The sequence below is a fragment of the Escherichia sp. MOD1-EC5189 genome (genome assembly GCF_002966045.1).
Lineage (GTDB): Bacteria > Pseudomonadota > Gammaproteobacteria > Enterobacterales > Enterobacteriaceae > Escherichia > Escherichia coli_F.
This window is the reverse complement of record NZ_PTRX01000006.1, coordinates 144,052-166,551: the sequence shown is the minus strand read 5'-3', so window position 1 is coordinate 166,551 and position 22,500 is coordinate 144,052. Positions and strand designations below refer to the sequence as shown.

Genomic DNA, 22,500 nt, shown 5'->3' with positions numbered 1-22,500 from the left:
GGCGCGAGAACCGCGCCCGAATCAGATCAGTGATTATGACGAGTCAGTCGGTCAAGATAGCCCATCACAAATGCAGAGAGCACAAACGTCAGATGGATAATGACGTACCACATCAGTTTGTTATCAGGGACATTTTTCGCATCCATAAAGACGCGCAGTAAGTGAATGGAAGAAATTGCCACAATCGACGCTGCTACTTTGTTTTTCAGCGACGTTGCGTCCATTTTCCCCAGCCAGTTCAGCTTCTCTTTGTTCTCGGAGATATCCAGCTGCGAGACGAAATTCTCATAACCGGAAAACATCACCATCACCAGCAAACCGCCAACCAGCGTCATATCCACCAGCGACAGCAACACGAGGATCAAATCTGATTCCGCCATCGAGAAGATATTCGGCAGTACGTGAATAATCTCCTGGAAGAACTTCAGCGCCAGAGCAACTAACGCCAGCGAAAGGCCAAAGTACACGGGGGCAAGCAGCCAGCGAGAAGCATACATTGCATTTTCAAGAAAACGTTCCATACATTCCTGTCGTGTAGTTAAAACGGGCAACAGTATATCGCAATTGAGTAAACAGCACGCAACAGCAAATCAACATATCCGTTAAACCTTTGTCGCATAAATCCGAGGTTTAGGGATCTTCCTGGTTCCCTTATCAACGCATCGAGAGCGTCTACCCTTAAAGGACGTTGAACCTGAAGGGAGAAAAACAATGTCTCATTTAAAAGACCCGACCACGCAGTATTACACTGGTGAATATCCCAAACAGAAACAACCGACGCCAGGCATCCAGGCGAAAATGACACCGGTGCCGGATTGCGGCGAGAAAACCTATGTTGGTAGCGGTCGCCTGAAAGATCGTAAAGCACTGGTGACAGGGGGCGATTCCGGAATCGGTCGTGCTGCCGCCATAGCTTACGCGCGTGAAGGCGCTGACGTAGCGATCAGTTATCTTCCCGTGGAAGAAGAAGACGCTCAGGATGTGAAAAAGATCATTGAAGAATGCGGACGCAAAGCCGTCCTGCTGCCTGGCGATTTAAGCGATGAGAAGTTTGCCCGTTCGCTGGTTCACGAAGCGCATAAGGCGTTAGGCGGGCTGGATATTATGGCGCTGGTCGCCGGGAAACAGGTTGCTATTCCTGATATTGCAGACCTCACCAGCGAACAGTTTCAAAAGACCTTTGCCATTAACGTTTTCGCGCTGTTCTGGCTAACCCAGGAAGCGATCCCCCTGCTACCGAAAGGTGCCAGTATCATCACCACTTCGTCAATCCAGGCATACCAGCCAAGCCCGCATTTACTGGACTATGCGGCTACGAAGGCGGCGATTCTGAACTACAGCCGAGGCCTGGCAAAACAGGTCGCGGAGAAAGGTATTCGGGTGAATATTGTTGCGCCAGGCCCGATCTGGACAGCACTGCAAATTTCCGGTGGACAAACGCAGGATAAGATCCCGCAGTTTGGTCAGCAAACACCAATGAAACGTGCAGGACAACCGGCGGAGCTGGCCCCAGTGTATGTTTATCTGGCAAGTCAGGAGTCGAGCTATGTCACTGCAGAAGTACACGGCGTGTGCGGCGGCGAACATTTAGGCTAAAAAAATGCCCGGTTGCGAAAAGCAACCGGGCATCATTATGCATTTAACTCTTGCCGGATGCGGTCTAAACGCCTTATCCGGCCTACATGTCATGCAAATTCAATATGTTGCAATATATTTTGTAGGCCTGATAAGCGTAGCGCATCAGGCAATTGTCTTTACTTCGCTTTGGCAGTTTCTTCGCCGACCAGACCTATCTTCAGGTAACCCGCCTGATGCAGCATATCCATTACCTTCATCAACGTCTCGTAATCGACGGTTTTATCCGCACGGAAGAAGATAGTGGTATCTTTCTTACCTTCGGTTAACGCATTCAGCGCTGTAACCATTGTTTCATCGGTGACCGGATCGTTACCGATAAACATCGAGTTGTCCGCCTTCACCGACAGATAAACCGGTTTTTCCGGACGAGGCTGCGGCGTGCTGGTAGAAGCAGGCAAGTTCACCTTCACATCTACCGTCGCTAACGGCGCTGCCACCATAAAGATAATCAGCAGAACCAACATCACGTCGATAAACGGCGTCACGTTGATATCATGCATTTCGCCGTTATCGTCAAGGTTTTCGTTAAGATGCATTGCCATCGGACATTATCCTGCGCGTAATTTTTGGGCGACACGAACCGGATGCGCAGCGGCGCTGGCTTCCAGATCCAGGTCACGACTTTGCAGCAATAATACCTGCGCTGCGACATCACCCAGCATCGCTTTAAAGCCGCCAATCTGACGTGCAAATACGTTATAGATAACGACCGCCGGAATCGCTGCCACGAGGCCGATTGCCGTTGCTAACAGAGCTTCTGCGATACCCGGCGCAACGACGGCCAGGTTAGTGGTCTGCGTTTGCGCAATACCGATAAAGCTGTTCATGATGCCCCAGACCGTACCAAAGAGGCCCACAAACGGCGAAATCGCGCCGATGGTTGCAAGGTAGCCGTTACCGCGGCCCATTTGACGACCCACTGCAGCGACCCGACGCTCCAGACGGAAGCTGGTACGTTCTTTAATACCTTCGTTATCGTCGCTGCCTTCTGACAGTTCCAGCTCATCCTGCGCTTCATTGAGCAAATGCAGGCTTAAGCTTTTGCTACCAAAATCAGCGGCGATATCGTTGGCCTGGTTCAAGGAACGCGCTTGGGCCAGCAGTTGCTGTTCGCGTTTCAGGCGACGCTTCTGATTGAAGAACTCAACGCTCTTACTGAAGAAGATTGCCCAGGTGACTACGGACGCCAAAATAAGCCCAATCATCACGCACTTAACGACAATATCGGCGTGCTGATACATACCCCAGACGGAAAGATCCGTCTGCATTAAATTATTACCCACTGTGTATCTCCAGGACGCAAATCACAAAATCTGCGCATAATAATATCAAAACGACGTCGAATTGATAGTCGTTCTCATTACTATTTGCATACTGCCGTACCTTTGTTTTCTTTTCCTTGCGTTTACGCAGTAAAAAAGTCACCAGCACGCCATTTGCGAAAATTTTCTGCTTTATGCCAATTCTTCAGGATGCGCCCGCGAATATTCATGCTAGTTTAGACATCCAGACGTATAAAAACAGGAATCCCGAGATGGCGGACAAAAAGCTTGATACTCAACTGGTGAACGCAGGACGCAGCAAAAAATACACTCTCGGCGCGGTAAATAGCGTGATTCAGCGCGCTTCTTCGCTGGTCTTTGACAGTGTGGAAGCCAAAAAACACGCGACGCGCAATCGCGCCAATGGCGAGTTGTTTTATGGACGGCGCGGAACGTTAACCCATTTCTCCTTACAAGAAGCGATGTGCGAACTGGAAGGTGGCGCAGGCTGCGTGCTGTTCCCCTGCGGGGCGGCGGCGGTTGCTAATTCTATTCTTGCTTTTGTCGAACAGGGCGATCATGTGTTGATGACCAACACCGCCTATGAACCGAGTCAGGATTTCTGTAGCAAAATCCTCAGCAAACTGGGCGTAACGACATCGTGGTTTGATCCGCTGATTGGCGCAAATATCGTTAAACATGTGCAGCCAAACACTAAAATCGTGTTTCTGGAATCCCCAGGCTCCATCACCATGGAAGTCCACGACGTTCCGGCGATTGTTGCCGCCGTGCGCAGTGTGGTGCCGGATGCCATCATTATGATCGATAACACCTGGGCGGCCGGTGTGCTGTTTAAGGCGCTGGATTTTGGCATCGATGTTTCCATTCAGGCCGCTACCAAATATCTGGTGGGGCATTCAGATGCGATGATTGGCACTGCCGTGTGCAATGCCCGTTGCTGGGAGCAGCTGCGGGAGAATGCCTATCTGATGGGCCAGATGGTTGATGCCGATACCGCCTATATAACCAGCCGTGGCCTGCGCACTTTGGGTGTTCGCCTGCGTCAACATCATGAAAGCAGTCTGAAAGTGGCTGAATGGCTGGCAGAACATCCGCAAGTAGCGCGAGTTAACCACCCTGCTCTGCCTGGCAGTAAAGGCCACGAATTCTGGAAACGAGACTTTACAGGTAGCAGCGGGCTATTTTCCTTTGTGCTTAAGAAAAAACTCAATGATGAAGAGCTGGCGAACTATCTGGATAACTTCAGTTTATTCAGCATGGCCTACTCGTGGGGCGGTTATGAATCGTTGATCCTGGCAAATCAACCAGAACATATCGCCGCCATTCGTCCACAAGGCAAGATCGATTTTAGCGGGACCTTGATTCGCCTGCATATTGGTCTGGAAGATGTCGATGATTTGATTGCCGATCTGGACGCCGGTTTTGCGCGAATTGTATAACATTGCCACTTTTGGACAATTTTGCAGACATTTTATTGTGAAAAGTCTTAAATTGTTGCGTCCGGGATCAAGGCGTCCCGGACGATTCAGGAGTACAATAGGCAGATAAAGGCTTAAACGCTGTTCCACAGGAAAGTCCATGGCTGTTATTCAAGATATCATCGCTGCGCTCTGGCAACACGACTTTGCCGCGCTGGCGGATCCTCATATTGTTAGCGTTGTTTACTTTGTCATGTTTGCCACGCTGTTTTTAGAAAACGGCCTGCTGCCCGCCTCATTTTTGCCAGGCGACAGCTTGTTGATACTGGCAGGCGCATTGATTGCCCAGGGGGTTATGGATTTTCTGCCTACGATTGCGATTCTGACCGCCGCAGCAAGTCTGGGCTGCTGGTTAAGTTATATTCAGGGGCGCTGGTTAGGGAATACTAAAACGGTGAAAGGCTGGCTGGCACAGCTTCCTGCCAAATATCACCAGCGTGCTACCTGTATGTTTGACCGTCACGGTCTGCTGGCGCTGCTGGCTGGACGTTTTCTCGCATTTGTCCGTACGCTGTTGCCAACCATGGCGGGTATTTCCGGTCTGCCAAACCGCCGCTTCCAGTTTTTCAACTGGCTAAGCGGATTGCTGTGGGTCAGCGTAGTAACCAGTTTCGGCTATGCCTTAAGCATGATTCCGTTCGTTAAACGGCATGAAGATCAGGTAATGACATTCCTGATGATCCTGCCGATTGCCTTGTTAACTGCAGGCTTGTTAGGCACGCTGTTTGTGGTGATTAAAAAGAAATACTGTAACGCCTGACAATTTCCCCCGTTCCCGGTTGCGGTACCGGGAACGCATTTAACTCCCCTGCATCGCCCGCATTCTTGCCGCATCCTCCCCCGGTGTCACACCAAAGTAACGTTTAAACTCACGGCTAAATTGCGACGCGCTTTCGTAGCCGACGCGCATCGCTGCTGCACTGGCCTTCATGCCGTCGTGGATAATCATCATCCGCGCCTTATGCAGACGGTAATTCTTCAAATACTGCAACGGCGAGGTGCTAGTGACAGACTTAAAATTATGGTGGAACGCCGATACGCTCATGTTGGCTTCTGCCGCCAGTTGCTCGACGCTCAGGTTTTCGGTGTATTTATTCTCAATTCGTTTCAGCACGCGACTAATCAGGCTGAAGTGGGTCTGACGGCTGACCAGCGCCAGTAACGCGCCACCGCAAGGTCCGGTCAGCACGTAGTACAGAATTTCGCGGATGATCTGTTTGCCGAGAATACGCGCATCCAGCGGTCGCTCCATCACATCGAGTAACCGCTCCGCCGCACATAAAATCTCTTCTGATAACGTGGCAGAGTTAATCCCGCTGGCTGCCATCGACGGCCGAAAATGCTCATCTTCGCCAATGTCCATCAACAGCTCTTGTAACTGCAAAACATCGACATTGAGACGCACCCCTGCCAGCGGTACCTCTGACGTGGCATAAGTTTCGCACTCAAACGGCAACGGCACCGTCAGCAGCAGATATTCATTGGCATCATAACGAAACACGCGTTCATTGATATAACCGATTTTATGCCCAGAAAAGAGAATTATGATGCCGGGCTCGTACATCACCGGCGTACGTGCGAAAGGCGTCTCGCCATACAACAAACGCACATCGGGCAATAGCTCTGACAAACTATTTTCTTTATTTTTCAGTTTATTAACTTTACCCGCCAGCAAGCGGCAAATCTCTTCACGTTTCATATCGCGTAATTTCTTAGGAATAATGCGGCAATTTGATTGTGCGCAATTTTGTAGCATTTCTCCAGCACTCTGGAGAAATAGGCAAGACATTGGCAGAAATGAGCATTGAGAGGTACGGCGCTGGCGACCACAATGAAAAACATCAGGCAGACCGATCTCTGCCCTCATATTGACCCAGCAAAGGGAGCAAGTAATGAACAACTTTAATCTGCACACCCCAACCCGCATTCTGTTTGGTAAAGGCGCAATCGCTGGTTTACGCGAGCAAATTCCTCACGATGCACGCGTATTGATTACCTACGGCGGCGGCAGCGTGAAAAAAACCGGCGTTCTCGATCAAGTTCTGGATGCCCTGAAAGGCATGGACGTGCTGGAATTTGGCGGTATTGAGCCAAACCCGGCTTATGAAACGCTGATGAATGCCGTGAAACTGGTTCGCGAACAGAAAGTAACCTTCCTGCTGGCGGTTGGCGGCGGTTCTGTACTGGACGGCACCAAATTTATCGCTGCGGCGGCTAACTATCCAGAAAATATCGATCCGTGGCACATTCTACAAACGGGCGGTAAAGAGATTAAAAGCGCCATCCCGATGGGCTGTGTGCTGACGCTGCCAGCAACCGGTTCAGAATCCAACGCAGGCGCAGTGATCTCCCGTAAAACCACAGGCGACAAGCAGGCATTCCATTCTGCCCATGTTCAACCGGTATTTGCCGTGCTCGATCCGGTTTATACCTACACTCTACCGCCGCGTCAGGTGGCTAACGGTGTAGTGGATGCCTTTGTGCACACCGTGGAACAGTATGTTACCAAACCGGTTGATGCCAAAATTCAGGACCGTTTCGCAGAAGGCATTTTGTTGACGCTGATCGAAGATGGTCCGAAAGCCCTGAAAGAGCCAGAAAACTACGATGTGCGCGCCAACGTTATGTGGGCGGCGACTCAGGCGCTGAACGGTTTGATCGGCGCTGGCGTACCGCAGGACTGGGCAACGCATATGCTGGGCCACGAACTGACTGCGATGCACGGTCTGGATCACGCGCAAACACTGGCTATCGTCCTGCCTGCACTGTGGAATGAAAAACGCGATACCAAGCGCGCTAAGCTGCTGCAATATGCTGAACGCGTCTGGAACATCACAGAAGGTTCCGACGATGAGCGTATTGACGCCGCGATTGCCGCAACCCGCAATTTCTTTGAGCAATTAGGCGTGCCGACCCACCTCTCCGACTACGGTCTGGACGGCAGCTCCATCCCGGCTTTGTTGAAAAAACTGGAAGAGCACGGTATGACCCAACTGGGCGAAAATCATGACATTACGCTGGATGTCAGCCGCCGCATATACGAAGCCGCCCGCTAAGCTTTTTACGCCTCAAACTTTCGTTTTCGGGCATTTCGTCCAGACTTAAGTTCACAACACCTCACCGGAGCCAGCTCCGGTGAGTTCATATAAAGGAGGAACGTATGGCTAATCCAACCGTTATTAAGCTACAGGATGGCAATGTCATGCCCCAGTTGGGCCTGGGCGTCTGGCAAGCAAGTAATGAGGAAGTAATCACTGCCATTCAAAAAGCGTTAGACGTGGGTTATCGCTCGATTGATACCGCCGCGGCCTATAAGAACGAAGAAGGTGTCGGCAAAGCCCTGAAAAATGCCTCAGTTAACAGAGAAGAACTGTTCATCACCACTAAACTTTGGAACGACGACCACAAGCGCCCCCGCGAAGCCCTGCTCGACAGCCTGAAAAAACTCCAGCTTGATTATGTCGACCTTTACTTAATGCACTGGCCCGTTCCTGCTATCGACCACTATGTCGAAGCATGGAAGGGCATGATCGAATTGCAAAAAGAGGGCTTAATCAAAAGCATCGGCGTGTGCAACTTCCAGATCCATCACCTGCAACGCCTGATTGATGAAACTGGCGTGACGCCGGTGATAAACCAGATTGAACTCCACCCGCTGATGCAGCAACGCCAGCTTCACGCCTGGAACGCGACACACAAAATCCAGACCGAATCCTGGAGCCCATTAGCGCAAGGTGGGAAAGGCGTTTTCGATCAGAAAGTCATTCGCGATCTGGCAGATAAATACGGCAAAACCCCGGCGCAGATTGTTATCCGCTGGCATCTGGATAACGGCCTGGTGGTGATCCCGAAATCGGTAACACCTTCACGTATTGCCGAAAACTTTGATGTCTGGGATTTCCGTCTCGACAAAGACGAGCTAGGTGAAATTGCCAAACTCGACCAGGGCAAACGCCTCGGCCCCGATCCCGACCAGTTCGGCGGCTAACGCGCAAATTCTCCCGGTGGCGGTAATGTTCCGCTACCGGACTTTTCAGAAATCATTTATTCCCCTCGCGTCACGCCCATTGTTACTCTTCCTTGTTCAGGAATGCCAAATATAAGGACATCATCATGCAGAGCCGGAAGCTCTTAAAGGAACAATTCATCTACACCCGGGATAAACGCAACGGAGAGGTGAAAAACAGATGAAAATAATACTTCTGTTTTTAGCAGCCCTGGCAAGTTTTACCGTACACGCGCAGCCTCCTTCACAGACCGTAGAACAAACAGTCCGGCAGATTTATCAGAACTATAAATCAGATGCCAGTACGCCTTATTTTGGTGAAACCGGAGAGCGAGCGATAACTTCTGCGCGTATTCAACAGGCGCTTACCCTGAACGACAATCTTACGCTGCCGGGCAATATTGGCTGGCTGGATTATGATCCGGTTTGTGATTGTCAGGATTTTGGCGATCTGGTGTTAGAAAGCGTAGCGATAACCCAACCTGACGCCGATCATGCCGATGCCGTTGTGCGCTTTCGTATCTTTAAAGACGATAAAGAAAAGACCACGCAGACACTGAAAATGGTGGCGGAAAATGGTCGTTGGGTCATTGACGATATTGTCAGCAATCATGGCAGCGTCTTACAAGCAGTTAATAGCGAGAATGAAAAAACGCTGGCCGCTGTAGCTTCGTTGCAAAAAGAACAGCCGGAAGCCTTTGTTGCCGAACTCTTTGAACATATTGCTGATTATAGCTGGCCGTGGACGTGGGTGGTTTCCGACTCTTACCGCCAGGCGGTCAATGCCTTCTATAAAACCACCTTCAAGACTGCCAACAATCCCGATGAAGATATGCAAATAGAACGGCAATTTATTTACGACAATCCGATCTGTTTTGGCGAAGAGTCACTATTTTCACGCGTTGATGAAATCCTTGTCCTGGAGAAAACCGCCGATTCCGCCCGCATTCATGTTCGTTTTACGCTGACCAATGGCAACAATGAAGAGCAAGAACTGGTTTTACAGCGGCGCGAAGGTAAGTGGGAAATCGCTGATTTTATCCGTCCAAACAGCGGCAGCTTACTTAAACAGATTGAGGTGAAAACCGCCGCCAGATTAAAGCAATGAGCTGAATAAAATAACAATTAGTCGGAACAATAAATAAAAGGGAACACTATATGAAAACGATTTTCACCGTGGGAGCTGTTGTTCTGGCAACCTGCTTGCTCAGTGGCTGCGTCAATGAGCAAAAGGTCAATCAGCTGGCGAGCAATGTGCAAAGATTAAATGCCAAAATCGCCCGGCTTGAGCAGGATATGAAAGCATTACGCCCACAAATCTATGCTGCCAAATCCGACGCTAACAGAGCCAATACGCGTCTTGACGCCCAGGACTATTTTGATTGCCTGCGCTGCTTGCGTATGTATGCGGAATGACGGTTCTGGAATTCATAATGAACAAACTTATCTTATCCATTCCGCTGGCGCTGTGTCTTGTTGGCTGTACCAGCAATGCCAAAATTGAACACCTGGAACATGATATTCAGGCATTGAATAACAAAATTAATCAACTGCAACAGGATATTGGCGCCCTGCGTCCGGAAATTCAGCAAGTTAAAGACGAAACAGCAAGAGCGCATTACCGCTTAGACGTTCGTAACAGTCCTTATAAACCAAGGTTATAAATTTCCCGGCAGTATCATTGCTGCCGGGCACATTTCACTTAACGACCAACCGCCGCTTTAGGCCGTTTCTTTGCACCAGCATTCACCGGGCGAGATGGCGTAGACGACGCTTTTTTTGCCGTAGCAGGTGTCTGACGCTGGGTCGCCATCGGCGTATGTTTAGTCAACGCCGGACGGGTATTGCGGTTCTGACGGCGGGCTTCGCGCATCTCTTCGATGGTTGGCGCAGGCACTAAACAATCACGACGGCTGCCAATCAGATGCTTTTTACCCATCGCTTCCAGCGCCTGGCGAATTAACGGCCAGTTTGCCGGATCGTGGTAACGCAACAACGCTTTATGCAAACGACGCTGTTTGTCGCCCTTCGGTACGAAGACGTCTTCACTCTTGTAACCAATCTTCGCCAGCGGGTTTTTCCCGGTGTAATACATGGTGGTGGAGTTAGCCAACGGCGACGGGTAGAAGTTCTGTACCTGGTCGAGACGGAAGCGATGCTTTTTCAGCCACAGCGCCAGATTCACCATATCTTCATCACGCGTACCGGGGTGTGCCGAGATGAAATACGGGATCAGATATTGCTCTTTACCTGCCTGTTTCGAGTAGGTATCGAACAGCTCTTTAAAGCGGTCATAACTGCCCATGCCCGGCTTCATCATCTTCGATAACGGCCCTTCTTCGGTATGTTCCGGGGCAATCTTCAGATAACCGCCAACATGATGGGTCGCCAGCTCTTTGATATAGCGCGGATCTTCCACGGCGATGTCATAACGCACGCCGGAAGCGATGAGGATCTTTTTAATGCCTTTCAGATCACGCGCGCGGCGATAGAGGTTGATCGTCGGTTCGTGGTTAGTGTCCATATGAGGACAAATATCCGGGTAAACGCACGATAAACGGCGGCAAGTCTGCTCTGCGCGCGGCGATTTGCAGCGCAACATATACATGTTGGCAGTTGGCCCACCGAGATCGGAAATCACGCCCGTAAAGCCTGGCACGGTGTCGCGGATCGCTTCAATCTCGTTGATGATCGAATCTTCCGAACGGCTCTGAATAATGCGACCTTCATGCTCGGTAATAGAGCAGAAAGAGCAGCCGCCAAAGCAGCCGCGCATAATGTTGACAGAGAAACGGATCATTTCGTAAGCCGGAATTCGGGCATTACCGTAAGCCGGATGCGGCACGCGCTTGTACGGCAGCGCAAAGACGCTGTCCATCTCTTCGGTAGAAAGCGGGATGGCAGGCGGGTTGATCCATACATAGCGGTCGCCATGTTTTTGCATCAGCGCACGCGCGCAGCCTGGGTTGGTTTCGTGGTGCAGAATACGCGAAGCATGAGCGTACAGCACTTTATCGCCCTTCACTTTCTCGAATGAAGGCAACAACACGTAAGTTTTTTCCCACGGTTTCGGGCGCGGTGGCTGCACGGTTACGGCTTTCGCTTCCTGCTTTTTCGGGGCCACCGGTTTGTTATCCGCGCACGGCAAATCTTCACCATACGGATGCGGGATCGGGTCGATTTTCCCAGGAGTATCAAGACGGGTGGAATCCACACCGCTCCAGCCTGGCAACGCCTCTTTTACGATAATCGCGGTATTACGCACATCGCGGATTTCACTAATCGGCTCACCCATCGCCAGACGATGCGCCACTTCCACCAGCGGACGCTCACCGTTACCGAACATCAGCATGTCGGCCTTAGAATCCACCAGCACTGAACGGCGTACGGTATCGGACCAGTAATCATAATGTGCGGTACGACGCAGACTGGCCTCAATACCGCCGAGGATCACCGGCACATCTTTCCACGCCTCTTTACAACGTTGGGTATAAACCAGGGTGGCACGATCCGGGCGCTTACCCGCGACGTTATCTGGCGTGTAGGCATCGTCATGACGCAAACGGCGATCGGCAGTGTAACGGTTGATCATCGAGTCCATGTTGCCTGCGGTAACACCGAAAAACAGATTCGGTTTACCCAGACGCATAAAGTCGTCTTTGCTGCTCCAGTCTGGCTGGGCGATGATCCCGACACGAAAGCCCTGCGCTTCAAGCATACGACCGCAAATCGCCATCCCAAAGCTGGGGTGATCGACATACGCGTCGCCAGTAACCAAAATGATGTCGCAGCTATCCCAGCCAAGTTGATCCATCTCTTCACGAGACATCGGCAAAAACGGTGCCGGTCCAAAACAGGCGGCCCAGTACTGCGGCCAAGAGAACAGGTCGCGATCCGGTTGGATCAGGGAGATAGAGCTCATTTTGCTTCCAGAAATGATAAAAAAATAATCAAAGGCCGGGGATTATAAGCCGGAACGAAAGAGAAATCGAAAAGTATTCCATACTCGCCCTCTCGGGCGAGTATGGCGATTACGGTACCGGATTGACCAACAATTGCCCAATCGAGCCACGGTCCGCCATTTCCAGCGTCTGACTGTTGAAGTAGAACGGGAAGTGCGCCCAGGAAGGCTGACCGAAATAAACAAGCAGCTCCACTTGTCCGTCAACCCAAACGGTATCTTTCCAGCCTCTGTCTTCCGGGAACGGCATCGCGCCATTCACGTTACGGATCTGGAACATCACGCCTTCAATATGGAACGCTTGCGGCTCGTCCGCGCGTACCGTCCAGCGTTCCCACGTTCCTTGCTGCGCGGTGACATCAATACGGTTGACGTCCCACAGCTGCCCATTGATACCCGGGTCATCACCCAGACTGATATCGCGACTGCGAATCGGCGAACCGGCCATAATTTCAGTTGGCAGCAGGCGCATCGGCAGGCTGTCAGTAACCAGCGGCAGTAGCCCGGTTGGGCGCAACGTGAGCACCAGCGTAGAAACCAGAATGCTGGATGGCTCAAAGAAGCCACGAATACGATCAACAATGCTCGCCGCTTCGCCACAGGTGATCGACACTTCATCACCGTTGCTCATATCCACCAGAATCTCGCGGCGCTCGCCCGGTGCCAGCGAAAGTTGCTTCACCGATACAGGAGCAGGCAAGAATCCCTGATCGCCAGAAATCACATGTAACGGGCGACCATCGCTCATCTGTAGTTGATAGCGACGAGAGTTCGACGCGTTCAACAGACGCAAGCGCACCCAGCCACGCGAGACTTCAACGTACGGGCTTTGTACACCGTTGACCAGCAGCGTATCTCCAACAAAGCCGCCGCTTCCCGGTTCGTTGTATTCTGGCGTACCAAAATTATCCAGCCGTTTATCCTGGATAATGACCGGAAAATCATCCACACCATAATGGTTGGGGATAGGCAGCGACTTGCTGACTTCATCTTCCACCAGCCACATTCCGGCAAGGCCATTATAGACCTGCTGAGCCGTGCGATTGGGGGTATTAGCGTGATACCACAATGTCGCTGCGTTCTGGCGAATGGGTAATACGGGTGCCCAGTCAGCGTTTGGCGACATCATCCGTGCCGGACCGCCCATCAGCGGGCCAGGCACCTGTAAACCAGACACCGTCATTGAGACATTTTCTGTCAGGCGGTTACTGTAGATCAGCTTAACATCATCGCCCTTCCAGACGCGGATAGTCGGCCCCAGGTAACGACCATTGATTCCCCAGACCGATGCGCGCGTTCCTGGCGTAAATGACCAGTGCGCACGTTGTACAGTCATAAACAGCGGTTGCCCACGGCGAGATTCAAGCAGCGGCGGAACGGGTAGCGGTTGCTGTTGCCCGGCTGCGCTGGCCTTCAGGGGAACAGCGCCTGCACAAAGTGCAATCCCCGATGCCTGAATGAACTGACGCCGACTGAGTGACATATTTGCTCCATGTAAAACTGGCTAAAGTAATACCGTGCAGGAAAGTGTTCCCGCAAAAATACAGATTGCCGACTTAAACTCTTCCGGCGGCTTCGCGTTCTGCGACTTCTTTATCGAGCTCAGCGATTTTTTGTTCCATTATCGAACGACAATGGGCAGCCAACTCGCGAACCTGGTCTTTACCATACTGACTCACGTCAATTGGCGGCAGCATTTCGACAATAACCAAGCCGTTGTGCAGTCGATTAAGATTAATCTTATTCGAAGTTGTAGAGACGCACACGGGAATAATCGGGACGCCTGCCGCAATTGCCGCGTGAAATGCTCCGGTCTTGAACGGCAGCAGGCCGCGACCACGGCTGCGGGTACCTTCCGGGAACATCCAGATGGAAATACGGCGTTTTTTGAAGTGATTCACTACTTCTGCAATGGTGCCGTGAGCTTTAGTGCGGTTATTTCTGTCGATCAATAAGTTGCCGGTTAGCCAGTACAACTGACCAAAGAAGGGGATCCACAGCAAACTCTTTTTACCTACCGTCACCGTCGGCGGTTGCACGATGTTCGATGCTGTCACCATGTCATAGTTGTTCTGGTGGTTAGCAATATAAATAGCATTGCCGTAGCTTTCAGCATCTGCAGGTTTGCGACACTCAACTTTCAGGCCGAACAGCGGCGCAAGACGACCAAACATATGCCCAAAGGTGGCTACATGTTTCGGGTTACGCGGGCTGAAAAGGCAGTAAATGGAGCCGAATACACAGACTAAGATGCTGTAAATCACGGTAATAATAAGACGAAAGATATATAGCATAACACCCTCTGAAGGTCTGAGAGACTGGCATTGTACGTCACCTGAAATCAGGTTAGGGCATTGTTAAAAGCCGCTCTCTGGAAAAGCGTATTGTTAATCGCAACGCATGAATAAACAACGGTTTCAAGGGAATTTTTATCGTTTCCGGGGGTTGAATATGCTGCCGGATGACGACTTAACGTTTCATCCGGCGTTCCTTGCAAGCGGGAGGAAGCAATACCCTCCCCGGCATACTACTCTTCGCTATCGCCGCTGCTGGTGCGGCGAGGAGAGTCGATCTCGACACGATCGATACGCTGCAAACCGCGCATCAACGTACCGCGGCGTCCACGTTCGCCAGTGACTTTCTGTAGCTCTTCCGGACGCAGTTTAATTTTGCGTTTCCCAACATGAATGGTCAGCGTGCTTTGCGGCGGCAGAACGTACAGTTGCGCCAGACCATCCTCGCCGCGCGCGGCTTCTGCCGACGGAATGTTGATAATCTTGTTGCCTTTACCCTTCGACAACTGCGGCAGATCGCTTACCGGGAACATCAACATACGGCCTGCCTGAGTGATTGCCAGCAGCATATCGGAAGCATCTTCAATCACCACCGGCGGCATAACATGGGCATTTTCCGGTAAGGTGATCAAAGCCTTACCTGCACGGTTACGCGCCACCAGATCGTTAAAGGTACAGACGAAACCGTAACCCGCATCGGAAGCCATCAGCAGTTTCTGATCGTCGCTTTCCATCAGCATATGGTCAACGGTCGCCCCAGGCGGCAACGTTAATTTGCCGGTGAGCGGTTCGCCCTGACCACGCGCCGACGGCAGCGTAATCGGGTCGATAGCATAGCTACGACCGGTGGAGTCAACAAACACTACCGGTTGGTTGCTCTTACCTTTCACCGCTGCTTTGAAACTATCACCCGCTTTATAATTCAGGCCCGGCGCGTCGATGTCATGGCCTTTAGCGCTGCGTACCCAGCCCATCTGCGACAGCACAATGGTGACGGGTTCCGACGGCAGCATGTCGTGCTCACTCATCGCTTTCGCTTCTTCGCGTTCCTGCAACGGCGAACGACGATCGTCACCGTAGGCTTGCGCGTCTGCCTGCAGTTCTTTCTTCAGCAGGTTATTCATTTTACGCTCGGACGCCAGAATGCCCTGCAACTGGTCGCGCTCTTTTTCCAGCTCACTCTGCTCACCGCGAATCTTCATCTCTTCCAGTTTGGCAAGATGACGCAGTTTCAATTCGAGGATCGCTTCCGCCTGGGTTTCCGTGAGGCCAAAGCGCGACATCAGCGCCGGTTTCGGTTCATCTTCATTGCGAATGATCTCAATCACTTCGTCGATATTGAGAAACGCCACCAGCAAACCTTCAAGGATATGCAGGCGCTTGAGGACTTTCTCCAGACGATAGTTCAGTCGGCGGCGCACGGTATCGCGGCGGAACACCAGCCATTCGGAGAGAATTTCCAGCAGGTTTTTCACCGCCGGACGACCATCCAGACCGATCATATTGAGGTTAATACGATAGCTCTTTTCCAGATCGGTGGTTGCGAAGAGGTGGTTCATCACCTGATCCATATCCACGCGGTTGGAACGCGGCACAATCACCAGACGGGTCGGATTCTCGTGGTCAGATTCATCGCGCAGATCGTCAACCATCGGCAGCTTTTTGTTGCGCATTTGCGCAGCAATTTGCTCCAGTACACGCGCACCTGAAACCTGATGCGGCAATGCGCTGATAACCACCGCCCCATCTTCTTTCTTCCACACCGCGCGCATACGCACAGAACCGCGACCATTTTCGTAGATTTTACGGATCTCGGCACGCGAGGTGATGATTTCCGCTTCGGTCGGATAATCCGGCCCCTGCACGATATCCAGCAGCTGGTCGAGCGTGGTTTTCGGCTGGTCGATTAACGCGATTGCTGCCTGAGCCACTTCACGCAGGTTATGCGGTGGAATATCGGTCGCCATACCGACGGCAATACCGGTGGTGCCGTTAAGCAAAATGTTCGGCAAACGGGCAGGTAGCATTTTCGGCTCCTGCAAAGTGCCGTCGAAGTTTGGCACCCAGTCAGCCGTCCCCTGCCCCAGCTCGCTCAATAGCAGCTCGGAATATTTCGACAACCGGGATTCGGTGTAACGCATTGCTGCGAACGATTTCGGATCGTCCGGCGCGCCCCAGTTCCCCTGACCATCAACCAGCGGATAACGGTAAGAGAACGGCTGCGCCATCAGGACCATCGCTTCATAACAAGCGCTATCGCCGTGCGGATGGTATTTACCCAGTACGTCACCGACGGTACGGGCCGATTTTTTAAATTTGGCGCTGGCATTCAGGCCCAGTTCAGACATCGCATACACAATGCGGCGCTGAACAGGTTTCAGACCATCACCAATAAACGGCAACGCACGGTCCATGATTACGTACATGGAGTAATTTAAGTAGGCGTTTTCCGTAAATTCATGTAGCGCAAGGCGCTCTGCCATATCGCTCATTAATTCTGATTCCTCAACTTATTCGCCAGCCTTCAAAGGGGCAATATTGCCGGAGATACTACATTATCTGCCGCGTCGAGTCACAGGAGATCAGCGTGAATAGCGCCGCCGGACGTGCTCCGACGGCGATAAAGGCATCAATGTGCCTTGATATACAACTCTTTGCTGTAGACATAATCCTGCGGATTATGCAGCGGAAAACCGCCAACGTAGGGTTTAAGCAGTTTGATTAACGGCTGATAGTAGATGGGAATGAGCGGTACCTGCTGGTTGATGATCACTTCTGCCTGCTGATACAACGCATTACGCTTTGTCGCATCAGTGATCTGCGTGGCCTGGTTTAGTAAGGCGTCATACTGCGCATTTTTCCAGTGACCGACGTTTTCTTCACTATCGCTTTTGAGCGTGTTCAGAAAGCTGGAAGCATCATTGTACGTCGCATCCCACGACTGCCGAGACAGCATGAAATCACCGGTTCGTCGGGCATCAAGATAGGTTTTCCACTCCATTGTGCGCAGCGTCACTTGTGCACCCAGCCATTTTTTCCATTCGGAAGACAACGCTATCGCGGTTTTTTCATGCAGATCGTACTTGTTGTAGAACAGCTCAAAGCGTAGCGGATGAGAGGCGTCGTATCCCGCCTGTTTCAGCAAGGCTTTTGCCATCGCGACACGCTCACTCATTGGCTTTTGCAGTTCATCGAACGTCGTCGCGCTAAAGCCTTTTACCTCTGGCGGCGTCAGCGTGGTTGCGGGCGTTCTCAACCCCAGTACCTTTTGCGCAATAAGCTGTCGATCAACCGTAAGATATAGCGCCCGACGCACCCGCACATCGTTAAATGGCGGTTTATCAAGGTTAAAGTTGTAATATTCGCTGTTCAGACGCGGGATAATTCGTAGCTCGCCAGGCAGTGATTTTTCAATGGCAGGAATTTGCTGCGCCGGAACCCAGGTGAGATCGACCTCTCCCGCGCGATAGCGGTTATAGCCGGTGACCGAATTATCCAGCGCCAGATACTCAACCTGTTGCAATACCGTATGTTGCGCATCGCGGTACTTTGGATTTTTGCGTGCAGTAATCTTTTCGTTAACTACCCATTTATCAAGCACAAAGGCACCGTTGTAAACCATATGCGCAGGCTTACTCCAGCTATCGCCATATTTCGCGATTACATGATGGGGAACCGGGAACAGCGTCGGCCAGGCGAGCATCGTCGTGAACCAAGGAACCGGCTGCTCAAGCGTAACTTCAATAGTACGATCATCCATCGCTTTGACACCCAGCGATGTAACATCTGCTTTACCCGCAACAATAGCCGCGGCATTGTTAATGTGCGCCTGTGCCAGATAGCCAGCAAAAGGGCTTGCCATTTTCGGGTCAACCGCGCGCTGCCAGCCGAGGACAAAATCCTCTGCCGTCAGAGGCTGACCGTCTGACCACTGCAAACCGCTACGCAGATGAAAAATATAGCGCTTGCCGCCGTCCAGTATCTCCCAGCGTTCAGCCTGAGCGGGCTGCACCTGGCCTTCACCGTCCATCCATACCAGACCTTCAAACAGATCCAGCACAATCTGCGCGGCAGTATTCTCCTCCACCTTTTGCGGGTCGAGCGTACCTGGGTCGCTATGATTGTTGTAACGAAAGACTTGTTGCGGGGCGAGCGGTGTGTTGGCGGGAACGTCAGCAGCGTAGAGAGGAGCCGCACTTACCAGGCTGACCAGCCATAATAAATTTCGCGTATACATGGTATTCCTTACCGGAGAAATTATAAGCCCAACAACAATACGCCTGTGGCATTGTTCGCTCAAACTTATCGCGAGTGATTTGGCTCACACTCCGGTAAAGATTCTTCATCACGCCAACGGCACATAAACATCCGTTTCCAGTCGCTGCTCTGTTACCCCTTCGGCAAGATTGGTGTAGTGAAACAGAATCGGTGCTTTACGCATTTTCTCGCCGCTTGCAGGCAGCCAGTGGCGAATGATGCCCCATACCGTATGTGAAATATCGTCCAGCTCGCCAACGTGGCGGGCCACGGCATAACGTCCACCGGTAAGTTCACCATTACTCACGCCATAACGATTATCGGGAATCGGTTCGTTAACGCTGCCGCAGATATCAAAGCGAAACGCTTCCGGTACGGTGGTGGCAGGGTCGTCCCAGGCGACACCAAAAGTCTGGCTTTGGTTAACAGGAGAAAGCCCCGTTTCTTTACGCCACATGATAAATTTCGCCACGCTGTAGTTGAGCAATTCAGGGCTACAGCGATGTGGCAACATCGCCACAGGGATTGGTGGGAAATCGATAATATTTACATCCAGTGTCAGGTCTTTCATTTTGCCTCCCTGCGAAATTATTCCCGGGAACGTGTCCCGGGAGCGCTAACAATTACGGATTTACTTTGCGGATCTGTTTGACGTCAATTTCAACAGAGTTCCAGTCTTTATCGACTTCACCCTGAATCTCAACGGTATCTTTCGGGGTCACCGTCACGCCGTTCCAGCGTTTGTGGTCGATATCAACATTGATAGTACCGCTGGCATCTTTGAACACGTAGAGATCGTCAGAGATACGTTCAACGATATTGCCGCGCAGGGTGACCCAAGTGTCATCACGCAGGGATTTTGCGCTTTCTACGGTCGTTACGCTGCCATTCGGCCCCTGGAATCCTCCGGCCTGACTTTGTGTTGCCGATGGACCAGAAAAACCGCCCTGCTCTGCTGCCATCACCGGTGCACTGCACAGGGCCATTACTGCGATTACTGCTGCGAATTTTTTCATGTTTATTACTCCCTTTAATGTCTGTTTTCGAGCATTTAACAAGATAGTCCTTAACAACTTCTTAAGGGAAAAAAATAAAATTTAGTGCTGTACAGAGCGCGTTACAACACGGTTTACTGGCAGCAAATATGGTTATCGCAGGGATGAAAAAATGCGAATTTTACTGATAGAAGATGACATGCTGATTGGCGACGGCATCAAAACGGGCCTTAGTAAAATGGGTTTTAGCGTCGACTGGTTTACACAAGGTCGTCAGGGAAAAGAGGCGCTATATAGCGCACCTTATGATGCGGTGATCCTGGATTTAACCTTACCGGGCATGGATGGTCGCGATATTTTGCGCGAATGGCGAGAAAAAGGTCAGCGTGAGCCGGTATTAATCCTGACTGCGCGCGATGCGCTGGCGGAACGTGTAGAAGGGCTGCGTCTGGGAGCTGACGATTATCTGTGTAAACCTTTTGCGTTGATAGAAGTCGCCGCCAGGCTGGAAGCTCTGATGCGCCGAACCAACGGCCAGGCCAGCAACGAGCTGCGCCACGGCAACGTCATGCTCGACCCCGGCAAACGTATCGCCACGCTGGCTGGCGAACCCTTAACGCTGAAACCAAAAGAATTTGCCCTGCTGGAATTACTGATGCGTAACGCTGGTCGGGTACTGCCGCGCAAACTGATTGAAGAGAAACTGTATACCTGGGACGAAGAGGTCACCAGTAATGCCGTTGAAGTGCATGTACATCATCTGCGACGCAAACTCGGCAGTGATTTTATTCGTACCGTTCATGGTATTGGCTACACATTAGGTGAGAAATGAAATTTACCCAACGTCTTAGTCTGCGAGTCAGGCTGACGCTAATCTTTTTAATTCTGGCCTCGGTGACCTGGCTGCTTTCCAGCTTTGTCGCCTGGAAACAAACAACGGATAACGTCGATGAGTTGTTCGACACCCAACTGATGCTGTTTGCCAAACGGTTAAGTACGCTCGATCTCAACGAAATCAACGCGGCGGATCGCATGGCACAGACGCCAAATAAATTAAAACACGGTCATGTTGATGACGATGCGCTGACCTTTGCCATCTTTACTCACGACGGCAGAATGGTCCTTAACGATGGCGATAACGGAGAAGATATTCCTTATAGCTATCAGCGGGAAGGTTTTGCTGACGGGCAACTGGTCGGTGAAGACGATCCCTGGCGTTTTGTCTGGATGACCTCACCTGATGGCAAATATCGCATCGTTGTTGGTCAGGAATGGGAATACCGTGAAGACATGGCGCTGGCGATTGTTGCCGGGCAATTGATCCCGTGGCTTGTCGCACTGCCGATTATGTTAATCATCATGATGGTACTACTGGGTCGTGAACTCGCGCCGCTGAACAAACTGGCGCTGGCACTACGTATGCGTGACCCTGACTCGGAAAAACCACTAAACGCGACGGGCGTACCCAGCGAAGTGCGTCCACTGGTTGAGTCGTTGAATCAACTGTTCGCCCGCACACATGCGATGATGGTTCGTGAACGACGCTTTACCTCCGACGCAGCTCACGAACTTCGTAGCCCGTTAACGGCGCTGAAAGTGCAAACCGAAGTTGCGCAGCTCTCTGACGATGATCCGCAGGCGCGGAAAAAAGCGCTGCTTCAATTACATTCCGGAATCGATCGTGCTACTCGTCTGGTTGATCAACTGCTCACGCTATCGCGGCTGGACTCACTGGATAACCTTCAGGACGTCGCGGAGATCCCGCTTGAAGATCTCCTGCAATCGTCGGTGATGGATATTTACCACACGGCGCAGCAGGCGAAAATTGACGTGCGACTGACACTCAATGCCCACGGCATCAAACGCACCGGACAACCGCTATTGCTAAGTTTGTTGGTGCGAAATTTGCTGGATAACGCCGTGCGCTACAGTCCACAAGGTAGCGTGGTGGACGTCACGCTGAATGCCGATAATTTCATCGTGAGGGATAACGGCCCCGGTGTGACACCAGAGGCACTGGCGAGAATTGGCGAACGCTTCTATCGCCCACCCGGACAAACCGCTACCGGCAGTGGACTTGGGCTTTCAATTGTCCAGCGAATCGCCAAGCTGCATGGCATGAATGTTGAGTTTGGGAATGCGGAACAAGGTGGATTTGAGGCGAAAGTAAGCTGGTAACTTCTCTGTCTATGAGAGCCGTTAAAACGACTCTCATAGATTTTATTAATAGCAAAATATAAACCGTCCCCAAAAAAGCCACCAACCACAAACCAAACAAATAACGAGCGAGATTACATATAACCAAAACTCAAACATTTCTCGCACAAAGAGTTTTCTTAAGATAATAATAATAAGTGGCGTCAGAAGAAAAAATGCTGCAATCATTGTTTGCAATATACGATCTTCGCCTGAAACGGAAGGTGTACTGCAAATATTGTCTCCCGACTCAAGCATCCAGTCATACTTATTGAATGCAAAAAAAGCATCTATTAACCAATAAGTAAGCATTATATATAACAGAGCTTCAAATATTGTTTGAATTTTATGCTTTAACATATGTTAGCACGCTCATAAAAATCCATTTATAA

Annotated in this window: 22 protein-coding genes; 10 read left to right on the top strand and 12 right to left on the bottom strand. The window is 51.3% G+C overall.

Annotated features, from left to right (window positions below; genetic code table 11):
• Nucleotides 1–26: 26 nt before the first annotated feature.
• Nucleotides 27–521, bottom strand: coding sequence for a TIGR00645 family protein (locus ATB02_RS07340; RefSeq protein WP_000439331.1), 495 nt, complete (start codon nt 519–521; stop codon nt 27–29).
• A 190-nt stretch (nt 522–711) separates the two neighbouring features.
• Here ATB02_RS07340 and yghA point away from each other — a divergent pair, with 190 nt between their 5' ends.
• Nucleotides 712–1,596, top strand: coding sequence for an NADP(+)-dependent aldehyde reductase (gene yghA, locus ATB02_RS07335; protein WP_000018760.1), 885 nt, complete (start codon nt 712–714; stop codon nt 1,594–1,596).
• Between the two features lie 158 nt (nt 1,597–1,754).
• Here the strand turns inward: yghA and exbD are convergent, their stop codons facing one another.
• Nucleotides 1,755–2,180 carry a TonB system transport protein ExbD gene (gene exbD, locus ATB02_RS07330; RefSeq protein WP_105271316.1) on the bottom strand — a complete coding sequence of 142 codons (426 nt, stop codon included), beginning with the start codon at nt 2,178–2,180 and terminating at the stop codon, nt 1,755–1,757.
• A gap of 6 nt (nt 2,181–2,186) precedes the next feature.
• A complete protein-coding gene (exbB, locus tag ATB02_RS07325) occupies nt 2,187–2,921 on the bottom strand; it encodes a tol-pal system-associated acyl-CoA thioesterase (RefSeq protein ID WP_000527851.1) in 735 nt (244 codons plus the stop codon).
• A 251-nt stretch (nt 2,922–3,172) separates the two neighbouring features.
• Between exbB and metC the strand changes: the two genes are divergently transcribed.
• Nucleotides 3,173–4,360: a cystathionine beta-lyase gene (gene metC, locus ATB02_RS07315; protein ID WP_105271315.1), complete on the top strand. Its 1,188-nt coding sequence runs from the start codon at nt 3,173–3,175 to the stop codon at nt 4,358–4,360.
• Between the two features lie 139 nt (nt 4,361–4,499).
• Nucleotides 4,500–5,159, top strand: a complete 660-nt coding sequence (yghB, locus tag ATB02_RS07310) for a DedA family general envelope maintenance protein YghB (RefSeq protein WP_000268419.1) — start codon at nt 4,500–4,502, stop codon at nt 5,157–5,159.
• Nucleotides 5,160–5,198: 39 nt separating this feature from the next.
• Here the strand turns inward: yghB and yqhC are convergent, their stop codons facing one another.
• Complete coding sequence (gene yqhC, locus ATB02_RS07305) at nt 5,199–6,098, bottom strand: DNA-binding transcriptional regulator YqhC (protein WP_140423068.1); 900 nt, start codon at nt 6,096–6,098, stop codon at nt 5,199–5,201.
• Nucleotides 6,099–6,291: 193 nt separating this feature from the next.
• Between yqhC and yqhD the strand changes: the two genes are divergently transcribed.
• The 5 genes from yqhD (at nt 6,292) to ATB02_RS07280 (ending at nt 10,069) form a co-directional block, all read left to right on the top strand.
• The gene (yqhD, locus tag ATB02_RS07300; RefSeq protein WP_001058802.1) at nt 6,292–7,455 is read left to right on the top strand and encodes an alcohol dehydrogenase; all 1,164 of its coding nucleotides are present in this window, start codon (nt 6,292–6,294) and stop codon (nt 7,453–7,455) included.
• Nucleotides 7,456–7,559: 104 nt separating this feature from the next.
• A complete protein-coding gene (dkgA, locus tag ATB02_RS07295) occupies nt 7,560–8,387 on the top strand; it encodes a 2,5-didehydrogluconate reductase DkgA (protein ID WP_000013131.1) in 828 nt (275 codons plus the stop codon).
• A gap of 199 nt (nt 8,388–8,586) precedes the next feature.
• Entirely contained in the window at nt 8,587–9,513 is a 927-nt protein-coding gene (locus ATB02_RS07290) for a YbjP/YqhG family protein (protein ID WP_105271314.1), read from the top strand.
• A 50-nt stretch (nt 9,514–9,563) separates the two neighbouring features.
• Nucleotides 9,564–9,821, top strand: a complete 258-nt coding sequence (gene yqhH, locus ATB02_RS07285; RefSeq protein WP_105271313.1) for a lipoprotein YqhH — start codon at nt 9,564–9,566, stop codon at nt 9,819–9,821.
• Nucleotides 9,822–9,838: 17 nt separating this feature from the next.
• Entirely contained in the window at nt 9,839–10,069 is a 231-nt protein-coding gene (locus tag ATB02_RS07280; protein ID WP_105271312.1) for an LPP leucine zipper domain-containing protein, read from the top strand.
• Nucleotides 10,070–10,107: 38 nt separating this feature from the next.
• Here the strand turns inward: ATB02_RS07280 and ATB02_RS07275 are convergent, their stop codons facing one another.
• The 7 genes from ATB02_RS07275 to ygiW all read right to left on the bottom strand — a co-directional run bounded on the left by ATB02_RS07275 (nt 10,108) and on the right by ygiW (nt 19,933).
• Complete coding sequence (locus ATB02_RS07275; protein WP_000095184.1) at nt 10,108–12,327, bottom strand: YgiQ family radical SAM protein; 2,220 nt, start codon at nt 12,325–12,327, stop codon at nt 10,108–10,110.
• Between the two features lie 109 nt (nt 12,328–12,436).
• The gene (gene ftsP, locus ATB02_RS07270) at nt 12,437–13,849 is read right to left on the bottom strand and encodes a cell division protein FtsP (RefSeq protein ID WP_000059405.1); all 1,413 of its coding nucleotides are present in this window, start codon (nt 13,847–13,849) and stop codon (nt 12,437–12,439) included.
• Nucleotides 13,850–13,922: 73 nt separating this feature from the next.
• Nucleotides 13,923–14,660 carry a 1-acylglycerol-3-phosphate O-acyltransferase gene (plsC, locus tag ATB02_RS07265; protein WP_000965713.1) on the bottom strand — a complete coding sequence of 246 codons (738 nt, stop codon included), beginning with the start codon at nt 14,658–14,660 and terminating at the stop codon, nt 13,923–13,925.
• 233 nt (nt 14,661–14,893) lie between these two features.
• Nucleotides 14,894–17,152: a DNA topoisomerase IV subunit A gene (gene parC, locus ATB02_RS07260; RefSeq protein ID WP_105271311.1), complete on the bottom strand. Its 2,259-nt coding sequence runs from the start codon at nt 17,150–17,152 to the stop codon at nt 14,894–14,896.
• Between the two features lie 137 nt (nt 17,153–17,289).
• Nucleotides 17,290–18,897 carry an ABC transporter substrate-binding protein gene (locus ATB02_RS07255; protein ID WP_105271310.1) on the bottom strand — a complete coding sequence of 536 codons (1,608 nt, stop codon included), beginning with the start codon at nt 18,895–18,897 and terminating at the stop codon, nt 17,290–17,292.
• A gap of 108 nt (nt 18,898–19,005) precedes the next feature.
• Complete coding sequence (locus ATB02_RS07250) at nt 19,006–19,488, bottom strand: AraC family transcriptional regulator (protein ID WP_105271309.1); 483 nt, start codon at nt 19,486–19,488, stop codon at nt 19,006–19,008.
• A 52-nt stretch (nt 19,489–19,540) separates the two neighbouring features.
• Nucleotides 19,541–19,933 (bottom strand): OB fold stress tolerance protein YgiW, encoded by a 393-nt coding sequence (ygiW, locus tag ATB02_RS07245; protein WP_000712658.1) that lies wholly within the window; start codon nt 19,931–19,933, stop codon nt 19,541–19,543.
• Nucleotides 19,934–20,084: 151 nt separating this feature from the next.
• On the opposite strand from ygiW, the gene qseB reads away from it, so the two are divergent.
• Both qseB and qseC read left to right on the top strand, forming a co-directional pair.
• On the top strand, nt 20,085–20,744 hold the full coding sequence (gene qseB, locus ATB02_RS07240; protein ID WP_001221493.1) for a quorum sensing response regulator transcription factor QseB: 660 nt from the start codon (nt 20,085–20,087) through the stop codon (nt 20,742–20,744).
• Entirely contained in the window at nt 20,741–22,090 is a 1,350-nt protein-coding gene (gene qseC / locus ATB02_RS07235) for a quorum sensing histidine kinase QseC (RefSeq protein ID WP_000673371.1), read from the top strand. The genes qseB and qseC overlap by 4 nt, the downstream gene beginning before the upstream one ends.
• Before the next feature lie 45 nt (nt 22,091–22,135).
• Here qseC and ATB02_RS07230 read toward each other — a convergent pair whose 3' ends face one another.
• On the bottom strand, nt 22,136–22,468 hold the full coding sequence (locus tag ATB02_RS07230) for a DUF2645 family protein (protein ID WP_000912122.1): 333 nt from the start codon (nt 22,466–22,468) through the stop codon (nt 22,136–22,138).
• Nucleotides 22,469–22,500 lie beyond the last annotated feature (32 nt).

What these genes read in the sequence shown, in the direction of transcription:
- yghB (WP_000268419.1), top strand. Translation starts at nt 4,500, where the DNA reads ATGGCTGTTATTCAAGATATCATCGCTGCGCTCTGGCAACACGACTTT.
- dkgA (WP_000013131.1), top strand. Translation starts at nt 7,560, where the DNA reads ATGGCTAATCCAACCGTTATTAAGCTACAGGATGGCAATGTCATGCCC.
- ATB02_RS07255 (WP_105271310.1), bottom strand. Translation starts at nt 18,897, where the DNA reads ATGTATACGCGAAATTTATTATGGCTGGTCAGCCTGGTAAGTGCGGCT.
- ftsP (WP_000059405.1), bottom strand. Translation starts at nt 13,849, where the DNA reads ATGTCACTCAGTCGGCGTCAGTTCATTCAGGCATCGGGGATTGCACTT.
- ATB02_RS07250 (WP_105271309.1), bottom strand. Translation starts at nt 19,488, where the DNA reads ATGAAAGACCTGACACTGGATGTAAATATTATCGATTTCCCACCAATC.
- ATB02_RS07275 (WP_000095184.1), bottom strand. Translation starts at nt 12,327, where the DNA reads ATGAGCTCTATCTCCCTGATCCAACCGGATCGCGACCTGTTCTCTTGG.
- yqhD (WP_001058802.1), top strand. Translation starts at nt 6,292, where the DNA reads ATGAACAACTTTAATCTGCACACCCCAACCCGCATTCTGTTTGGTAAA.
- ygiW (WP_000712658.1), bottom strand. Translation starts at nt 19,933, where the DNA reads ATGAAAAAATTCGCAGCAGTAATCGCAGTAATGGCCCTGTGCAGTGCA.
- metC (WP_105271315.1), top strand. Translation starts at nt 3,173, where the DNA reads ATGGCGGACAAAAAGCTTGATACTCAACTGGTGAACGCAGGACGCAGC.
- yqhH (WP_105271313.1), top strand. Translation starts at nt 9,564, where the DNA reads ATGAAAACGATTTTCACCGTGGGAGCTGTTGTTCTGGCAACCTGCTTG.
- exbD (WP_105271316.1), bottom strand. Translation starts at nt 2,180, where the DNA reads ATGGCAATGCATCTTAACGAAAACCTTGACGATAACGGCGAAATGCAT.
- ATB02_RS07340 (WP_000439331.1), bottom strand. Translation starts at nt 521, where the DNA reads ATGGAACGTTTTCTTGAAAATGCAATGTATGCTTCTCGCTGGCTGCTT.
- qseC (WP_000673371.1), top strand. Translation starts at nt 20,741, where the DNA reads ATGAAATTTACCCAACGTCTTAGTCTGCGAGTCAGGCTGACGCTAATC.
- ATB02_RS07230 (WP_000912122.1), bottom strand. Translation starts at nt 22,468, where the DNA reads ATGTTAAAGCATAAAATTCAAACAATATTTGAAGCTCTGTTATATATA.
- yghA (WP_000018760.1), top strand. Translation starts at nt 712, where the DNA reads ATGTCTCATTTAAAAGACCCGACCACGCAGTATTACACTGGTGAATAT.
- plsC (WP_000965713.1), bottom strand. Translation starts at nt 14,660, where the DNA reads ATGCTATATATCTTTCGTCTTATTATTACCGTGATTTACAGCATCTTA.
- parC (WP_105271311.1), bottom strand. Translation starts at nt 17,152, where the DNA reads ATGAGCGATATGGCAGAGCGCCTTGCGCTACATGAATTTACGGAAAAC.
- ATB02_RS07280 (WP_105271312.1), top strand. Translation starts at nt 9,839, where the DNA reads ATGAACAAACTTATCTTATCCATTCCGCTGGCGCTGTGTCTTGTTGGC.
- ATB02_RS07290 (WP_105271314.1), top strand. Translation starts at nt 8,587, where the DNA reads ATGAAAATAATACTTCTGTTTTTAGCAGCCCTGGCAAGTTTTACCGTA.
- yqhC (WP_140423068.1), bottom strand. Translation starts at nt 6,098, where the DNA reads ATGAAACGTGAAGAGATTTGCCGCTTGCTGGCGGGTAAAGTTAATAAA.
- qseB (WP_001221493.1), top strand. Translation starts at nt 20,085, where the DNA reads ATGCGAATTTTACTGATAGAAGATGACATGCTGATTGGCGACGGCATC.